Raw genomic sequence first — 16,854 nt, forward strand, 5'->3', positions numbered from 1 at the left:
CGGTCGTTCAGCATCACCGAACACCGTGACAGTTCAGGACCTTGTCCTATATCGTAGGTAGAAAGCGAGTCGATCCGACACTCGTTTACCGAGGATACAAAATGCTGCTGAAGAAACTGCTGCCCGTCGTGGCCGCCTCCTGCTTCCTCGCCAATGCGGTCGCTGCGCAAGACACCACAACCGCGCAGGAAAATGCCTTCGACGATGGGCTCAGATACGGAACCTTGAGCACTCGGTCGACCGACCGCCGCCTGATCTTCACCTTCCTGTTGGGCGGGGAAAGCCGCCCTTCCTATTTCGGGTCGGGCGATAACGAGGGCATTGTCAAGTTTTCGCCGAACCTGCTTTCGCTCAACCTCGGACAGCTCCAGCTGGGTGACGAGGCGGATGCGTTCGACGACGACCCCAACGATTTTCCGCTGGGCTTGGTTCTTGGCGCGTCGTTCCGTTACATCGGCGATCGCGAGGCCGCAGATCATCCCGAACTAACGGGGATGCAGGACCTCGACGCCGCGCTCGAGGTGGGTGGCAAGATCGGGTATGCATGGCCGAAGGTCGAGGCGTTCGCCGATGTCCGGTACGGTGTGACCGGGCATAAAAGCTGGGTTGGCGAGTTGAGCGCCTATTACGTCGCGCGACCCGCCGACAAGTTCGTCCTCCGCTTTGGTCCTCGGCTCCTGTTCGGGACCGACCGCTATACAAGCACCTATTTCGGTGTCACCCCGGCCGAAGCCGCGGCCAGCGCGTTCAACGCGTATAACGCGGGCGGCGGCCTGGTCAGCGCCGGGGTCGAGATGATCGGCACCTACCAGATCAGTGACCGCTGGTGGCTGGAAGGGCGCGCGCGCTGGGACAAACTGCAAGGGGATGCCGCAAGCAGCCCCATCGTGGTAGATGACGAGATGCTCACTGTTTCCCTGGGCCTGCGACGGGCTTTCGTGCTGGATTTCTGAGCGAAAGCCACGTGGCCGATTACCGTGAAAAAAGGGGCCGAAACCGGCCCCTTTTCTTATTCGGCTGCGATTGCGCTTTGATCCGTGACGACAAGACTGCAGGCGCGGCAGGCTGTCTCGCCCGTCTGGTCGTACCATCGGCATGACCCTCGGATCGGACAGGGTGGGATCGATGGCGCCAGCGGAACCTTGACTTGCTCCAGATGCTCGATAACATGATCGATCACGCCGCATCGCGTGCCAGTCCACTGGGCACAGCCCGATGTCGCGCAGGTCGAGGCAAAGCGCATACGTGCTTCGGGTTTGCCAAGCTCCGAGGCGGTTTCTACGAAATCCGCATCGATGGTGAGCGCGGTGCGCAAGTGGCGCACGTATCCGTCCGCGCCTTTGACCCCGAGAAGTTGGTTGCCCGGCGTGCAGGTCGCACTCGGGCATGTGCGGTCACTCGTGGCCATGACTTAGCCGAAGCGACCAAGAATGCCGCCCCATTCCTTTTCGCGGTCAAGCAGCGGGTCGAGGTCCGGGTGAAGGATGATCCCGTACCATTCGCGGGGGAACTTGGTGACCCACGGCTTTTCGAATCCGGTCCGGGCGATGTGACCAAGCACGAGTTTCTGGATTTCACCCTGCAATTGCAGTTCCGAGTCCCGGTCCATTTTCAGATCGCCGGTATCAACAACATATCTTGCCATGACTAACTCCTTTTCGAAAAATGCGCCCGGAAAAAGAAATGGGCAATTTTACGATAGCTCAAATCCAACCAGCATCCTATGCGGGAATACCAGACCTGATCACCCACCCTCGGTGGCTGAGGTCGATCCACCTCCGAAACGCGGTGCAAAGGTGGGCCATGAACGAAAAAGGCCCGCCTATGCGGCGGGCCTTGGTGGTTTCGTTTAAGGATCCGGGCGTTACTGCGGAATGTCGCCTTCGAGGCCCTCGACGTAGAAGTTCATGCCGGCGAGGGTTCCGTCATCCGCGGTTTCGCCTGCGGCCAGCCACGCCGAGCCGTCCTGTTTGTTGATCGGGCCGGTAAAGGGATGGTACTCGCCGCTCGCGATCTGCGCCTTGAGGGCCAGCGCCTCTTCCTTGACATCGGCAGGCACGGCGTCGCTGATCTCGCCGATCTCGACCATGCCGGGACCAATACCGTCCCAAGTGTCCTTGCTCGCCCAGCTTCCATCCATCACGGCCTGAACGCGGTCGATGTAGTAAGGTGCCCAGTTGTCGATGATCGAGCTAACGCGCGGCTTGGGTGCATATTCGGACATGTCCGACGCTTGGCCGAAGGTGATCACGTTGCCCGCCTCCTGTGCGGCCGCTTGCGGCGCGGTGGAGTCGGTGTGCTGCAGGATCACGTCAGCACCCTGTTCGATCAGAACCTTGGCTGCATCTGCCTCTTTCGCCGGATCAAACCAAGTGTAGGCCCAGACAATTTTGAACTGAACGTCCGGGTTGGCCTTGCGCGCGTGGATGAAGGCCGAGTTGATGCCGCGGATCACCTCGGGGATCGGGTAGGAACCGATATAGCCGATGATGTTCGACTCGGTCATCCGGCCAGCGATATGGCCCTGGATCGCGCGGCCTTCGTAGAAGCGCGCGGAATAGGTCGACACGTTGTCGGCCCGCTTGTAGCCGGTCGCGTGCTCGAACTTCACGTTCGGGAATTTCTGCGCCACCGCGATGGTCGGATCCATGAACCCGAACGAGGTGGTAAAGATCAGATCCGCCCCGTTCAGCGCCATCTGCGTGATCGCACGCGCGGCGTCGGCACCTTCGGGAACGCTTTCCTGGTAGACGGTTTCGACCTTGTCGCCGAAATGCGCCTCGACCGCCTGACGGCCCTTGTCATGTTCATAGGTCCAGCCGCCGTCGCCGACCGGCCCGACATAGATGAAGCCAACCTTGGTCTTGTCCTCCTGCGCGACGGCCCCCGTCGCCAAGCCAAGACCGATCGCGGCCGTTGCCAGAAGTTTGGTGAATTTCATTCAGGTGTCTCCCCAGTTGGTAGAATTGGCCTGCTTAATGCGAGGCATGGAACGTGCGGCCCAGCGAGGCAGGTGCGCTGCTCTTGTCCGCCGAAAGGATCACGAGCACAAGGATCGTGACAATATAGGGCGACATTGCCAGATACTCGACCGGGATGGCAACGCCCGCCGCCTGCAGATTAAGCTGCAACACCGTGATACCGCCGAACAAATAGGCACCCAGCAGCACGCGCCACGGCTTCCAGCTGGCAAAGACCACCAGCGCAAGCGCAATCCAGCCGACACCGGCGGTCATGCCCTCGGTCCACTGGGGCACGCGCACGAGGCTGATATAAGCCCCGCCGAGTCCCGCGCAGGCACCGCCGAACAAGATCGCCAGCGTGCGAATGCGGACAACCTTGTACCCCAGCGCATGTGCGGCGTCGTGGTTTTCACCCACCGCGCGCAGGATCAGGCCGGCGCGCGTATACCTGAGCACCGCCCAGACACCGGCGACCAGCGCGATACCGACATACAGCATCAGGTCATGACCGAACAGGATGCGCCCTACGACAGGCAGATCACTCAGCCCCGGGATATCCAGTTTTGGCGTGGGCGGCGGCTTGATCCCCACGTATCGCTGCCCCATCAGCGCCGACAGGCCCAACCCGAACAGCGTCAGCGACAGGCCCGAGGCCACCTGGTTCGCCAGTGCAACCTGCGTCAACAGCGCGAAGAGCGTCGAGAGCAACGCACCCCCCAATGCGGCGGCGACAAAGCCAAGCGCCCATGACCCGGTTTCGACCGTCACGGCGAACCCGCTGATCGCGCCGACAATCATCATGCCTTCGACGCCGAGATTCAGGACGCCGGATTTCTCGACCACCAACTCTCCGATCGCGGCAAGCAACAGTGGCGTCGCCGCGACCATGAGCGAGGCGATCAGAAGGACGGGATTGATTGCAGACAGGTCCATCACACCACCTCCTGCCCGGCGAACCGGATGCGGTAATTTGTCAGCAGGTCAAACGCCAGAAGGAAGAACAGCAGCATGCCCTGGAACACCTGGATGGCTGCGGCGGGCAGGCCGAGATTGCCCTGTGCGATCTCGCCCCCAATGTATGTCAGCGCCATCAACCCGCCCGCCAGAAGGATGCCGACGGGATGCAGGCGGCCAAGGAAGGCAACGATGATCGCGGTGAAGCCGTAACCGACGTTGAAGTCGATCGAGACCTGCCCAGACGGGCCCGACACCTCGAACAGCCCGGCGAGACCGGCAAGAGCACCGGAAAGCCCAAGGCAGAACAGGATGAGGCGCGCAGGACGGACGCCCGAGAACCGGGCCGCGCGGGGTGCCTCACCCGTCAGCCGGATCTGATAGCCCAGCATGTGCCGATTGAGCAGGATATAGGCAAAGATCACCGCGATCAGCGCCGCGACCACGCCCCAATGCATTCCGGTGCCCGTGACCAGTTCTGCGTTGTGCCCGCTGGGATAGGACTGAAAGTTGCGCGAGCCGGGAAAGCCGTGGCCCTCGGGGTTGCGCATCGGTCCCAGCGCCATCGAGGCCAGCAGCTGCTCGGCCACATAGACCAGCATCAAAGATACGAGGATCTCGTTCGTTCCGAACCTGACTTTCAGGAATGCCGGGATCATCGCCCACGCCCAGCCGCCCAAAGCGCCGGCCATGACCATGAGCGGGAAAACGTACCAAGCCTCGAGCGGATAGAATGCGAGACCCACGCCCGCCCCGGCCAATGCCCCGATGATGTACTGCCCCTCGGCGCCGATGTTCCATATCCCTGCCCGGAACCCCAGGCTGAGCCCGATGGCGATCAGCACGAGTGGTGCGCCTTTCACCAGCAGTTGCGGCCGGTAATAAAAGGCGTATTCCCCGAACAAAGGCTGCCAGAAGATCGTACCAATCGCCTCGACCGGGTTCTTGCCCAGCGCCGCGAACAGCAGCCCCCCCGCGATCATGGTTGCCACAACGGCGACCAGCGGCGTTGCAAGGGACCAGAACCGCGATGGCTGCGGCCGTTTCTCCAGCACGATCATGGGCACCGTCCCCTGTCTTCGTGTTCTTTTGCAATGGACGCGCGCGGGTCAGACATGGGCCACCTCCATGCCATGCGCCCCACCCATCATCAGGCCGATCTCGTCGACGCTCAGCTCGGCGGTCTCGCGCGGCGTACTCAAGCGGCCCTCGTTCAACGCCGCGAAGCTGTCGGATATCTCCATGAGCTCGTCGAGATCCTGGCTGATGCAGATTATGGCCGCGCCATCTGCCGCGAGGTCGAGAATGGCTTGCCGGATTGCGGCCGCGGCCGCCGCATCGACCCCCCAGGTCGGCTGGTTGACGACCAGCACCTCGGGACGCTGCAATACTTCGCGCCCGATCACGAATTTCTGCAGGTTGCCACCGGAAAGCGAGCGTGCAGCGTTGTCCGGCCCGGGCGTCCGCACGTCGAACGCCTTTATGATCCGCTCTGCAAAGGCTCGCGTATCCGCCCAGCGCAGGAAGCCACCCGAAACGAGACCTTCGCGCACCGCCCCGGTCAGAAGGGCATTTTCCGTCAGGCTCATATCCGGCGCCGCCGCATGGCCCAGACGCTCCTCGGGTGCGGTCAAAAGACCCAGTCCCCGCCGTGCACCCGGTCCCATTCGGCCCACCGGGCGACCATGCAGGTTCACCGCCGATGCGTCACTGAGGATTTCACCCGACAAAACGGCCAGCAGCTCGTCCTGCCCGTTGCCCGCGACGCCCCCGATACCGAGGATCTCGCCCTTGCGGACGGTCATGTGCACATTCTTGAGGGCCGTGCCGAATTCCGAGGGCGACCGCACCGACAGCCCCGCGACGGCAAGGGCCACCTCACCAAAACTGCGCCCAGCCCGCTCGGGTGTCTTGAGCGCGCTGCCCACCATCATCTCGGCCATGTCACGGGCCGATGTCTCGCGCGGGTCGCATTCGCCCACGTTCTTGCCGAGCCGCAGGATCGTCGCGTGGTCACACAGCGCCCGGATCTCTTCGAGCTTGTGCGAGATATACAGGATCGATGTCCCCTCTTCGCGCAGCTTTCGCAGCGTCTCGAACAGGATGTCCACCTCCTGCGGGGTCAAGACGCTTGTCGGTTCGTCCATGATCAAGAGCTTGGGATCCTGCAACAGGCAGCGCACGATCTCGACCCTCTGCCGCTCACCGGCGGAGAGGTCACCGACCCGGCGATAGGGGTCGAGCGGCAGGCCGTAGGTTTCGCTCACCCGGCGGATGTCGTCGGCCAGATCACGCATGGCGGGCGGGTTTTCCATGCCCAGCGCGATGTTTTCGGCGACATCGAGCGCCTCGAACAGCGAGAAATGCTGAAAGACCATCGCAACGCCATCGGCCCGCGCGGCACGCGGTTCGGGCGGGGCATATGGCCGCCCCCGCAGCAGCATGCGCCCGCTGTCGGGTTTTACCAGCCCGTAGATCATCTTGACCAAGGTGGATTTACCCGCTCCGTTCTCTCCGAGAAGCGCATGCACCTCACCTTCGCCGATATCGAAGGAGACGCTATCGTTGGCGACGACACCGGGATAGGCCTTGGTCAGGCCCTCGATCTGCAACAAAGGCGTGCTCACGCGGTCAGATCCTCTTGTCCTGCCACCGGGACGGCGCGTTGTAGCAACTGCGCTGCCACGCCCACGGCGATCATCTGCGGGTGCTTGCCCAATTCCGGCGTGCCGATCGGACATGTGATGCGTGCGATCCGCTCAGGCTTATGGCCAAGCGCCGACAGTCGGGAACGGAATCGCGCCCATTTCGTAGCCGACCCGATCAGCCCCGCAAAGGCGAAATCCTGCCCAAGCAGCCTGTGACACAGCTCAAGGTCGAGCGCATGCGAAAAAGTGAGCACAAGATGCTCGGCGTTGCGTGGCGCATGGTGCACAAGGTCGGCCGGGCTGGCCGCCGGTACCACTGTCACCCCTTCGGGGATCCTTGCCGGAAATCGCTCGGGCGCTGTATCGACCCAAGTGATCGCCATTTCAGGCAAGGGAGAAAGCACCTGCACGAGTGCCCGGCCGACATGGCCCGCACCCCAGATCCACAGCTCGCGCGAGGGGCGAGCGACAGGCTCGATCATCCAGCCATCGAGCAGTTGCGGGTCAGGCAACCTTCCCTGACTGCGGGCAGCAGCGAGAAGCCGCTTGACCGCAAGAGGCATCGCCGCCCCTGCTACCGGCCTTGCGATCACATCGTCACTAAGGCGGTCCAGCGCTTGGGCATCAAAGGTCTCGGTCAACAGGACCACGGCGCCACCGCAGCATTGGCCCATTTCCGGACCCAATGCATGGTTGCTCAACCCTTTTGCGCCTGCACGCGCTCTTCGGGCCGCTTCGTATTCGAGCGCACCGCCGCCAATCGTGCCGGATTGGCCAGCGTCCCAGACAAGCATCGCCGCGCCGACCTCGCGCGGTGACGATCCGCGCACAGATGCGATGACCACGCGGCTCACGCGGCCATGCGCTGCGACCGCCGCGCGCAAGGCGTTCAGGTCAAAGCCCATCGCGCGCCCTCCGCACTGCGTTCCAGACCTCCTCGGCCGTCGCCGGGGCGTTCAGGCCCGGGTAATGCGGACCACAGCCAGACACGGCATCCGAAAGGGCCAGCCAAGCCGAGATTCCCAGCATGAAAGGCGGCTCACCGACCGCCTTCGACCGATAGATCGTCTCTTCCCGGTTCTGCCCGTCCCAAAGCGCCACGTTGAACACCTCCGGCCGGTCGGAACAGGCGGGGATCTTGTAGGTCGATGGCGCGTGTGTCTTGAGGGCCCCGCGCGCATCCCAAACCAGTTCCTCGGTCGTCAGCCAGCCCGCGCCCTGAACATAACCACCTTCGACCTGTCCTATGTCGAGCGCGGGGTTCAGCGAAGCGCCCGCGTCGTGCAGGATATCCGCCCGGAGAATCCGGTTCTCCCCCGTCAGGACGTTGACCACCACCTCGGTTACCGCTGCGCCATAAGCAAAGTAAAAAAACGGCCTGCCGCGCCCACGGATTCGATCCCATTCAATCTTTGGCGTCTTGTAATACCCGGTCGAGGACAGGCTGACCCGCGCTTGGTAAGCCAAGGCGGCTGCCTCGGCGAAACTGTACGTTGTATCGGCAACCATCACGCGGCCATCCGCGAACCGAACCGATGCGGGCTCGGCCTGATGGCGTTCGGCGATCACGTCGGCAATGCGGTCGCGGATCGTGTCGCAGGCAACCCGAACCGCCATCCCATTCAGATCCGATCCCGAAGATGCCGCCGTGGCCGAGGTATTGGGCACCTTGGCGGTATCCGTCGCGGTGATCCGAACCGCGTCCAGATCGATGCCGAACCGGCTTGCCGCCACTTGCGCGACTTTCTGAAACAGCCCCTGCCCCATCTCGGTGCCACCATGGTTCAGGTGAACCGATCCATCCTGGTACACATGCACCAGTGCCCCCGCCTGGTTCAGGTGGGTCAGCGTGAAGGATATTCCGAATTTTACCGGAGAGAACGCGATCCCGCGTTTCAGATGTGGGTGCGTGGCATTCCACTCATCCACCCGCACCCTGCGCGCCGCATAATCCGACGATTTCAGCAATGCATCCGTCATTGCGTGCAGTTCGAAGTCCTCGACGGCCATACCGTAAGGCGTCAGGTTGTTCGTCCGAGGCGCAGCCGGGTTGGTGAGCGATGACTGCGCCGCTTGCGCCGCGCGGACCGTGACCTTGTCCGGATCGCTGGTCGGCACGGCACCGCGACTTGTAAGGTCGTTGCCGGGTTCGGCGGCAGGCACTGTCGGGTCGACATGCTCGGACGGGTCCGACGCCTCGCTTGCGGCCGCATAATAGTTCCGCCGCCGCAGCTCCACCGGGTCCATCCCGAGCACATAAGCCGCGTGATCCATCACCCGTTCGATCCCCACCATGCCTTGCGGACCGCCGAAACCACGAAAGGCTGTCGCCGACTGGTGGTTGGTTTTCAGACGGTGGCTTTCGATACGGGCGTTGGGCAGGAAATAGGCATTGTCGGAATGCAGCATCGCCCGGTCAGCAACAGGCAAGGACAGGTCCTGCGCCCATCCGCAAAGCGCATATTGAGTGAATTCGACCCCCTTAACCTGGCCCGAAGCATCGAACCCGGCGCGATAGGCAATCTCGAACGCGTGACGTTTGCCGGTGATGATCATGTCATCATCCCGGTCATAGCGCATCTTGCAGGGCTTGCCCGTCAACCGCGCGGCCACTGCACAACCGACTGCAAGCGCATTGCCCTGGCTTTCCTTGCCGCCGAACCCGCCGCCCATGCGACGCGTCTCGACACGTACCGCGTGCATCGGCAAACCGATGGCATCGGCGACCTTGTGCTGGATTTCCGTTGGGTGCTGGGTCGAACTGATGACATGCATGTCACCATTTTCGCCCGGCTGCGCCAAAGCAGCCTGCCCTTCGAGATAGAAATGCTCCTGCCCACCGATGGCGAAGCGGCCTTCGACCACGTGCTTGGCATCGGCAATGGCCGTCGCCGCATCGCCCATCTCGTAGATGCGCGGGCCATCTTCGAACCGCGAATTGGCCGCCAGTGCCGCGTCGACGGTCAGGATCGGCTCTGCTTCTTCATATTCAACGCTCGCAAGTCGCGCGGCCCGCCGCGCCGCCAGATGGCTGGTCGCCACGACGAGAAAGAGCGGTTGCCCGAGGTAGTGTACCACCCCGCCCGATAGAAGCGGTTCGTCATGGATCGAGGCCGAGACATCGTTGGCAAAGGGCAGATCATCGGCGGTCAGTACCGCAACCACTCCGGGCGCGCTGGCGACATCGTCGAGAGACATCGCTGCAATGCGGCCCCGTGCGATGGTCGACTGCCCGAAAGCAAGATGCAGGCAGCCCTTTGGCACCGGAACATCGTCGACATAGCGCGCGGCCCCAGTGACATGCAGGCCCGCGGCATCGTGCGGAAGGGGTTTCGCGACGCTCATGCCCGCACCTCGAGCACATCCGTGGTCATGCCGTGGTCCTCGGCAAAGTAGCGCATCAGCATCGCCTTGGCCGCCTCCATCCGGTAGCCCGCCGAGGCTCGCATATCCGTGAGTGGTGAGAAATCGGCCAGAAGGGCTTCCTGCGCGGCCACGATGGCCGCCTCGTCCCAGGAAGAGCCGATCAATGCGGCCTCGGCGGTCCGGGCGCGTTTCGGTATGCCAGCCATGCCGCCAAAGGCGATCCGTGCCGCAGTCACTGCACCATCGGTAATGGATACGCTGATACATCCGCAAACAGCCGAGATGTCCTGATCAAACCGCTTGCTCAGCTTGTAGCATTTCAACTGGTCAGGCTGACGCGGGATGCTGACCGCCTCGACGAATTCGCCGGGTGCCCGATCCTGTTTGCCGTAATCCAGAAAGAACTCTTCGAGCGGTATCTCGCGCCGCGCATCCCCTTTGCGAAGATGCAAGCGCGCGCCCAAGGCGATCAGCGCCGGCGGGTTGTCCCCGATTGGCGAGCCATTGGCGATGTTGCCCCCGATCGTTGCGGCATGACGGATCTGGACGCTGGCATAGCGGCGGATCATCTCGGCATAAGACGGGTGGTGGTTTTCCATCAGAAGGCGCAGCCGGTTCATGTCGACCATCGCTCCGATGCGGATCGTGTCGGTGCTCACGTCGATGGCGCGCAGATCCTCGCACCTGTTGAGAAAGATCACTGGCCCGAGATCGCGCAGTTGTTTTGTAACCCAGAGACCTACGTCGGTCGCACCCGCCACCAGCGTTGCATCGGGATGGGCCACATAGATCGCCGCCAACTCGTCCGCGTTGCCGGGTGCAAACGCTGTCTGCTCCCCTGCCTCATTGGCGTCGAGAGGCTTTGCATTCTTTTCTGCGGCCTCCTCAGAAGATATTTCCGATGGCAGCAAGGATCGGTCGCGCCCCAACCAATCGGGCCTGGGCGCTGTTTCAGCCGCTTTCGCTGCCCGGATGATCGGCGCGTAGCCCGTGCAGCGGCACAGGTTACCGGCAAGTTGCACATCGTGATCGGTCGCACCATTCGCATGGGCCGCAACCATCGACATGACGAAACCCGGTGTGCAGAAACCGCATTGCGAGCCGTGATGGTCGATCATCGCCCGCTGCACCGGATGCAGGGTATCGCCGTCAGCCACGCCTTCGACCGTGCGAACGGACTTGCCATGCAGTTGGGGCAAAAACAGGATGCAGGCGTTCAGCGCGCGGGCGTCGTGCTCGTCACTGACCATGACGGTACAGGCACCGCAATCGCCCTCGTTGCAGCCCTCTTTCGTACCTGTCAGACCGCGCTCTTCGCGCAGCCAGTCGAGCAGCGTGACCGTGGGAGCCACGTCATGCAGCCGCACTCTCTCTCCATTGAGAAGAAAGGTGATGTCCATGGGACCAAAACCCGTCGCGTTACCCTGTTGAAGCCCGGATGCCTCTTTCGATGCGACGTAGAAAGAGCGGGCCTAATATTGGCGGAAAGGTTAGAAAGCCGACCTGCAGTCTGGCAAGAGAAACCGCCGCGTCACCCCATGAAGGCGGGACATCCTGTCGCGCCCAAGAAGCTGTATGCTTTTGTATTCAGCAGTTTACGCATCCAAGCACAAGGCGGGGGCTGAAACAGCTTCAAACGAAACAAGAGAATGCCGCCTCATTTTCCATCAACCTGACACCCTTCCGCCCTGCCCCGGGCCGGAGTAGTCTGCCGCCATGAGCAGCACCCCCCGATTCATTCATCTTCGCACCCATACCGAATACTCTCTTCTCGAAGGCGCCATGCGGCTGAAAAAGCTGCCCGCCCTGTGCGAGAAGATGGAGATGCCTGCGGTCGCGGTCACCGACACCAACTCGATGTTCGCGGCGCTTGAATTTTCGGTGACCCTGTCCGGGGCCGGCATCCAGCCCATCATCGGATGTCAGGTCGATCTGGCATATGTCGAGACAAGGCCCGGCGACCGTCCCGCCGCCCCTGCCCCCATCGTGCTGCTGGCGCAGTCCGAGGCGGGGTACGAGAACCTGATGAAGCTCTCCAGCTGCCTTTACGTGGCAAAGCCGGGCGAGCTGCCACATGTTACGCTGGACGAACTGGAAGCGCGTTCCGAAGGGCTGATCTGTCTGTCGGGCGGACCGGACGGTCCGGTGGGGCGGCTGCTGCGCGCAGGGCAGCGTCCGGCGGCAGAAGGTTTGGTGGACAGGCTGGCAGCCATGTTTCCCGACCGGCTGTATATCGAGTTGCAGCGCCATCCGGGTGAGGACGGGCTGCCCGAGGCGGAGCAATTGTCCGAACGCGGGCATGTGGAAATGGCCTATGCCAAGGCGCTGCCACTGGTGGCCACCAACGACGTCTATTTTCCAAACTCGGACATGTACGAGGCGCATGACGCGCTGATCTGTATCGCCGAGGGCGCTTATGTCGATCAGGCCGATCCGCGCCGCCGCCTGACGCCGCAGCATTATTTCAAGTCACAGCAGGAAATGGTGACCCTGTTCGCCGACCTGCCCGAGGCCATCGAGAACACTGTCGAGATTGCAAAGCGATGCGCCTTCATGGCCTATCGCCGTGATCCGATCCTGCCGAAATTCGCCGATGACGAGGTCGAAGAACTTCGCCGGCAGGCCAACGAGGGCCTGCAGGAGCGGCTCAAGGTCATCCCCCACGCGGTTAGCCCCGAGGAATACCAGAAGCGGCTGGATTTCGAGCTTGGCATCATCGAGGGGATGGGCTTTCCGGGTTACTTCCTGATCGTTGCCGACTTCATCAAATGGGCCAAGGATCACGACATTCCCGTCGGTCCAGGCCGTGGCTCGGGCGCGGGTTCGCTCGTGGCATATGCGCTGACCATTACCGACCTCGACCCGCTGCGCTACAGCTTGCTGTTTGAACGCTTCCTGAACCCCGAGCGGGTTTCGATGCCCGATTTCGACATCGACTTCTGCATGGACCGTCGCGAAGAAGTCATCCGCTACGTGCAGGAGAAATACGGGCGCGACAAGGTCGGCCAGATCATCACCTTTGGTGCGCTTCTGTCCAAGGCCGCCGTTCGCGATATCGGCCGCGTGTTGCAGATGCCCTATGGTCAGGTCGACCGGCTGTCAAAGATGATCCCGGTCGAAGGGGTCAAACCCGTCTCGATCGAAAAGGCACTTCAGGATGAGCCGCGACTGGCAGAGGAAGCCCGTCGTGAAGAGGTTGTTGACCGGTTGCTGACCTATGGCCAGCAGGTCGAGGGGTTGCTCAGGAATGCGTCGACCCACGCCGCGGGTGTCGTGATCGGCGACCGGCCGCTGGATGCGCTGGTGCCGCTGTATCAGGACCCCCGCTCGGACATGCCGGCCACCCAATTCAACATGAAATGGGTCGAACAGGCCGGGCTGGTGAAGTTCGACTTTCTCGGGCTCAAGACCCTCACCGTCATCCAGAACGCATTGGACCTGATCCTGAAATCAGGCCGCATGCTGCATCAAGCCGCGGATGGCACGCAATTGTATGTACCCGCGCCGGGTGGCGAGAACCAGATGAACCTCATCCCGCTGGATGATGAGGCCACCTACAAACTTTACTCTGCCGCCAAGACAGTCGCCGTGTTCCAGGTGGAAAGTTCGGGCATGATGGATGCGCTCAAGCGCATGAAGCCCACCTGCATCGAGGACATCGTGGCCCTTGTCGCGCTCTACCGGCCCGGCCCGATGGAAAACATCCCGACCTATTGCGAGGTCAAGAACGGTCTGCGCGAAATCGCATCGGTTCACCCGCTGATCGACCATATCCTGGAGGAAACGCAGGGCATCATCGTCTACCAGGAACAGGTGATGCAGATCGCGCAGGTCATGGCGGGCTATTCGCTGGGCGGCGCCGACCTGTTGCGCCGCGCGATGGGCAAGAAGATCAAGGAGGCGATGGACGCCGAACGGCCCAAGTTCGAGAAGGGCGCAGCAGAGAACGGCGTGGACCGGAAAAAGGCCACCGAGGTTTTCGACCTGTTGGAAAAGTTCGCCAATTACGGCTTCAACAAATCGCACGCGGCGGCCTATGCCGTGGTCTCCTACCAGACCGCGTGGCTCAAGGCGAACCACCCGGTGGAGTTCATGGCCGGCGTCATGAACTGCGATATCCACCTTACTGACAAGCTGGGTGTCTATTTCGAAGAGGTCCGCAAAGGCCTTGGCCTGCCTTGGGTGCCGCCCTGCGTGAACCGTTCGCTGGCGACCTTCGACGTGGTGAACGGCGAGCTGGTCTATGCGCTCGGCGCGCTTAAGAACGTGGGGGGCGAGGCGATGAACCTCGTCGTTCGCGGACGACAGACGGAGAATGGCGAACGGCCGTTCGTCAACATCTATGACTTTGCCCGCCGCGTCGATCTGAAGAAGGTCGGCAAGCGTCCTCTGGAAATGATGGCCCGCGCAGGCGCGTTCGACAATCTGGACAGTAACCGTCGCCGCGTCTTCGAAAGCCTCGATGCTCTGGTGCAGTATTCGTCGGCCGTGCATGACCAGCAGAACTCGGATCAGGTCTCGCTCTTCGGCGATGCGGGGGACGACCTGCCCGAACCAAGGCTTTCGCAAGTGCCCGACTGGCTTCCCGCAGAGCGGTTGAGCGAAGAATTCAAGGCCGTCGGTTTCTACCTGTCCGGCCATCCGCTGGATGACTACATGGGCGCGCTCAAGCGCAAGGGCGTGCTGACACTGGAAGAGGTCGAGCACAAGACGCGCTCCGGCCCCATCGTTGCCAAGATGGCAGGCGTCGTTGCAGGCCGCCAGGAGCGAAAATCGGCCCGTGGCAACCGCTTTGCATTCGTGCAGATGAGCGACCCGTCCGGCGCGTACGAAGTGACGCTGTTCTCCGAAGCATTGGAGAAATCGCGCGATTTTCTCGAAACCGGAGCCAAGGTCATCCTGACCGCCGAGGCCACGTTGGAAGCGGATCAACTGAAGCTGCTGGGCCGCACCGTGGGTCCGGTGGACATGGCGGTCGCCGATGCCGGCACGGCCGGCCTGAAAATCTATCTCGACCAGCCCAACGCCCTGCCGACCGTCGCGCGTGTGCTGGAAGAGGCTACGGAAGCCGCTCGCGGGGCGGCGCGCGGGCCGATCCAGCTGTGTCTGCTGGGGCCGGGCCTGCCGGGGGATGTCGAGATGGAGCTGGGCCAAGATTTCCCAATCAGCCCCCAGATCAAAGGGGCAATTAAGTCTCTCGACGGGGTGATGACGGTCGAGGAACTTTGACGACACCACGCGATGCGATCGGGGTTTCCCCCGGTCGAGACCAACGGGGCGGAAAGGACCAGGTATCGCAAGCCGGTTCTCGAAACGGTCGAGATATGCTATCCTGACGTCATCCAAAAAACTGCAAACCAAGTTCTTTCAGAACAACCGGGGTACCTTGTCGAGGAGCAATACGCATTGATGCAAGCCGCCTTGAGCGGCCTTTTTCGCGGGGGGGACCCATGATTGACTGGAGTATTCAAGGCGAAGAACTGGCGAATTGTAACTGCAACTTTGGCTGCCCATGCCAATTCAGCGTGGCGCCGACAGACGGAACCTGCGAGGCTGTCGCGTTCTTTCGGTTCGACAAGGGCCATTACGGCGATGTCTCACTGGACGGACTGACCGCTGCCGGGATCTACAAGTGGCCCGGTCCGATCCATGAGGGCAACGGCCAGTTTCAACTGATCATCGACGAAAACGCCTCTGCGGAACAGCGCGCGGCGCTAGAGGCGATCATGACCGGCAAAGACACCGCCGAGATGGCCACGATGTGGTTCGTTTTCACAGCGATGAGCCCGACCCAGCACGAAACCCTTTATGCCCCCGTCTCGGTCGAAATCGATGCCGAGAACCGGATCGGCAAAGGGCGCATCGATGGCATCGTCGAAACCGACGTCATGCCGATACCAAATATCGTCACTGGCGACCCGCACCGGGTCAGCATCCAACTTCCGCACGGGTTCGAGTTCGGCAGGGCTGAAATGGCCAAGGGACAAAGCCGCACGAGTGGCGGTGCGCTCGACCTTCTCAAGAACACAGGAACACATGCCCATATCGCGTCGCTGCACCTGACAGGAAACGGTCGCGTCGCGGCCTGATCCAACGATGCAACCGGCAAACTCCGGCGGACGGGTCGAAAGACTGGTCCGCCACGATCGGCAGATCGTCATAGCGGCAACCGGCCTAATCTTCCTGCTTGCGGCGCTCTACACCTATTTCGGCGTCGGCATGTCCATGACGGCAGCCGATATGACAAGGATGGCAGGCCCCATCGGCGACCCGATGTCGATGGGGCAGCAACCCGTCTGGTCGCTTTCCTATGCCGTGCTGATGTTTTTCATGTGGTGGATCATGATGATCGCCATGATGACGCCCAGCGCCGCGCCGATGCTTTTGCTTTACACAGCCCTGAAAAAACGCGGTCCAGAGAGCGACAAGGCCGTCATGCTGAGCCTCGTGTTCCTTTCCGGCTACCTTGCTGCCTGGGGCGCCTTCAGTTTCGTGGCAACAGGGCTTCAGTGGGCAACCGAGGCGACAGGACTGTCGGATGGTCCCATGATGACGTTGAAATCCCGGCCCGTTGCCGGGGCTGTCTTGCTTCTTGCAGGGATCTACCAGTTCACCGGGCTGAAGGAAGCCTGCCTGCGCCATTGCCGGTCACCGGCACAGTTTCTTGCCGACCATGCAAGGCCAGGCGCAGTTGGCGCCTTTCGCACAGGTGCCCATCACGGGCTTTACTGTCTCGGCTGTTGCTGGGCCCTGATGGCACTTCTGTTCGTGGGGGGCATTATGAACCTGTACTGGATCGTCGGCCTTGCCCTTTATGTGCTTGCTGAAAAGATCCTTGGCGCGGGTCAGACATTCACTCGTGTCACCGGGGGCGTTCTTGTCTGCTTTGGACTGTTCGTCGCATTTACCTGAAACACGAGGCA

General features: G+C 62.1%; 13 protein-coding genes. 4 read left to right on the plus strand and 9 right to left on the minus strand.

Annotated features, from left to right (window positions below; all coding sequences use genetic code 11):
* Nucleotides 1-101: 101 nt before the first annotated feature.
* On the plus strand, nucleotides 102-953 hold the full coding sequence (locus ACFORG_RS07805; RefSeq protein ID WP_386734850.1) for a MipA/OmpV family protein: 852 nt from the start codon (nucleotides 102-104) through the stop codon (nucleotides 951-953).
* Nucleotides 954-1,009: 56 nt separating this feature from the next.
* Here ACFORG_RS07805 and ACFORG_RS07810 read toward each other — a convergent pair whose 3' ends face one another.
* From ACFORG_RS07810 to xdhA, 9 genes are all read right to left on the minus strand, one after another.
* Nucleotides 1,010-1,408 carry a hypothetical protein gene (locus ACFORG_RS07810; protein ID WP_386734852.1) on the minus strand — a complete coding sequence of 133 codons (399 nt, stop codon included), beginning with the start codon at nucleotides 1,406-1,408 and terminating at the stop codon, nucleotides 1,010-1,012.
* 3 nt (nucleotides 1,409-1,411) lie between these two features.
* Nucleotides 1,412-1,645 carry a hypothetical protein gene (locus ACFORG_RS07815; protein WP_386734853.1) on the minus strand — a complete coding sequence of 78 codons (234 nt, stop codon included), beginning with the start codon at nucleotides 1,643-1,645 and terminating at the stop codon, nucleotides 1,412-1,414.
* Between the two features lie 219 nt (nucleotides 1,646-1,864).
* Nucleotides 1,865-2,941, minus strand: a complete 1,077-nt coding sequence (locus tag ACFORG_RS07820; RefSeq protein ID WP_386734854.1) for a BMP family ABC transporter substrate-binding protein — start codon at nucleotides 2,939-2,941, stop codon at nucleotides 1,865-1,867.
* Between the two features lie 34 nt (nucleotides 2,942-2,975).
* Nucleotides 2,976-3,896 carry an ABC transporter permease gene (locus ACFORG_RS07825; protein ID WP_386734855.1) on the minus strand — a complete coding sequence of 307 codons (921 nt, stop codon included), beginning with the start codon at nucleotides 3,894-3,896 and terminating at the stop codon, nucleotides 2,976-2,978.
* Complete coding sequence (locus ACFORG_RS07830) at nucleotides 3,896-4,978, minus strand: ABC transporter permease (RefSeq protein WP_386734856.1); 1,083 nt, start codon at nucleotides 4,976-4,978, stop codon at nucleotides 3,896-3,898. Before ACFORG_RS07830 ends, ACFORG_RS07825 begins: the two co-directional genes overlap by 1 nt.
* Nucleotides 4,979-5,026: 48 nt before the next feature.
* Nucleotides 5,027-6,544, minus strand: a complete 1,518-nt coding sequence (locus ACFORG_RS07835; RefSeq protein WP_386734857.1) for an ABC transporter ATP-binding protein — start codon at nucleotides 6,542-6,544, stop codon at nucleotides 5,027-5,029.
* Nucleotides 6,541-7,470, minus strand: coding sequence for a xanthine dehydrogenase accessory protein XdhC (gene xdhC / locus ACFORG_RS07840; protein ID WP_386734858.1), 930 nt, complete (start codon nucleotides 7,468-7,470; stop codon nucleotides 6,541-6,543). Before xdhC ends, ACFORG_RS07835 begins: the two co-directional genes overlap by 4 nt.
* On the minus strand, nucleotides 7,460-9,910 hold the full coding sequence (locus ACFORG_RS07845) for a xanthine dehydrogenase molybdopterin binding subunit (RefSeq protein ID WP_386734859.1): 2,451 nt from the start codon (nucleotides 9,908-9,910) through the stop codon (nucleotides 7,460-7,462). The genes xdhC and ACFORG_RS07845 overlap by 11 nt, the downstream gene beginning before the upstream one ends.
* A complete protein-coding gene (gene xdhA, locus ACFORG_RS07850) occupies nucleotides 9,907-11,331 on the minus strand; it encodes a xanthine dehydrogenase small subunit (RefSeq protein ID WP_386734860.1) in 1,425 nt (474 codons plus the stop codon). Before xdhA ends, ACFORG_RS07845 begins: the two co-directional genes overlap by 4 nt.
* A 316-nt stretch (nucleotides 11,332-11,647) precedes the next feature.
* Between xdhA and dnaE the strand changes: the two genes are divergently transcribed.
* The 3 genes from dnaE to ACFORG_RS07865 all read left to right on the plus strand — a co-directional run bounded on the left by dnaE (nucleotide 11,648) and on the right by ACFORG_RS07865 (nucleotide 16,843).
* Nucleotides 11,648-15,160 carry a DNA polymerase III subunit alpha gene (dnaE, locus tag ACFORG_RS07855; protein ID WP_386734861.1) on the plus strand — a complete coding sequence of 1,171 codons (3,513 nt, stop codon included), beginning with the start codon at nucleotides 11,648-11,650 and terminating at the stop codon, nucleotides 15,158-15,160.
* 221 nt (nucleotides 15,161-15,381) lie between these two features.
* Nucleotides 15,382-16,020 carry a DUF1326 domain-containing protein gene (locus tag ACFORG_RS07860; RefSeq protein WP_386734862.1) on the plus strand — a complete coding sequence of 213 codons (639 nt, stop codon included), beginning with the start codon at nucleotides 15,382-15,384 and terminating at the stop codon, nucleotides 16,018-16,020.
* A gap of 7 nt (nucleotides 16,021-16,027) precedes the next feature.
* Nucleotides 16,028-16,843: a DUF2182 domain-containing protein gene (locus tag ACFORG_RS07865; protein ID WP_386734863.1), complete on the plus strand. Its 816-nt coding sequence runs from the start codon at nucleotides 16,028-16,030 to the stop codon at nucleotides 16,841-16,843.
* Nucleotides 16,844-16,854: the final 11 nt, after the last annotated feature.

The sequence above is a fragment of the Lutimaribacter marinistellae genome, from assembly GCF_042648365.1.
GTDB classification, from domain to species: Bacteria; Pseudomonadota; Alphaproteobacteria; order Rhodobacterales; family Rhodobacteraceae; genus Lutimaribacter_A; species Lutimaribacter_A marinistellae.

Coding starts and splice junctions, on each gene's coding strand:
- ACFORG_RS07860 (WP_386734862.1), top strand. CDS start 15,382: ATGATTGACTGGAGTATTCAAGGCGAAGAACTGGCGAATTGTAACTGC.
- ACFORG_RS07825 (WP_386734855.1), bottom strand. CDS start 3,896: ATGGACCTGTCTGCAATCAATCCCGTCCTTCTGATCGCCTCGCTCATG.
- ACFORG_RS07820 (WP_386734854.1), bottom strand. CDS start 2,941: ATGAAATTCACCAAACTTCTGGCAACGGCCGCGATCGGTCTTGGCTTG.
- ACFORG_RS07810 (WP_386734852.1), bottom strand. CDS start 1,408: ATGGCCACGAGTGACCGCACATGCCCGAGTGCGACCTGCACGCCGGGC.
- ACFORG_RS07865 (WP_386734863.1), top strand. CDS start 16,028: ATGCAACCGGCAAACTCCGGCGGACGGGTCGAAAGACTGGTCCGCCAC.
- dnaE (WP_386734861.1), top strand. CDS start 11,648: ATGAGCAGCACCCCCCGATTCATTCATCTTCGCACCCATACCGAATAC.
- xdhC (WP_386734858.1), bottom strand. CDS start 7,470: ATGGGCTTTGACCTGAACGCCTTGCGCGCGGCGGTCGCAGCGCATGGC.
- xdhA (WP_386734860.1), bottom strand. CDS start 11,331: ATGGACATCACCTTTCTTCTCAATGGAGAGAGAGTGCGGCTGCATGAC.
- ACFORG_RS07845 (WP_386734859.1), bottom strand. CDS start 9,910: ATGAGCGTCGCGAAACCCCTTCCGCACGATGCCGCGGGCCTGCATGTC.
- ACFORG_RS07830 (WP_386734856.1), bottom strand. CDS start 4,978: ATGATCGTGCTGGAGAAACGGCCGCAGCCATCGCGGTTCTGGTCCCTT.
- ACFORG_RS07805 (WP_386734850.1), top strand. CDS start 102: ATGCTGCTGAAGAAACTGCTGCCCGTCGTGGCCGCCTCCTGCTTCCTC.
- ACFORG_RS07815 (WP_386734853.1), bottom strand. CDS start 1,645: ATGGCAAGATATGTTGTTGATACCGGCGATCTGAAAATGGACCGGGAC.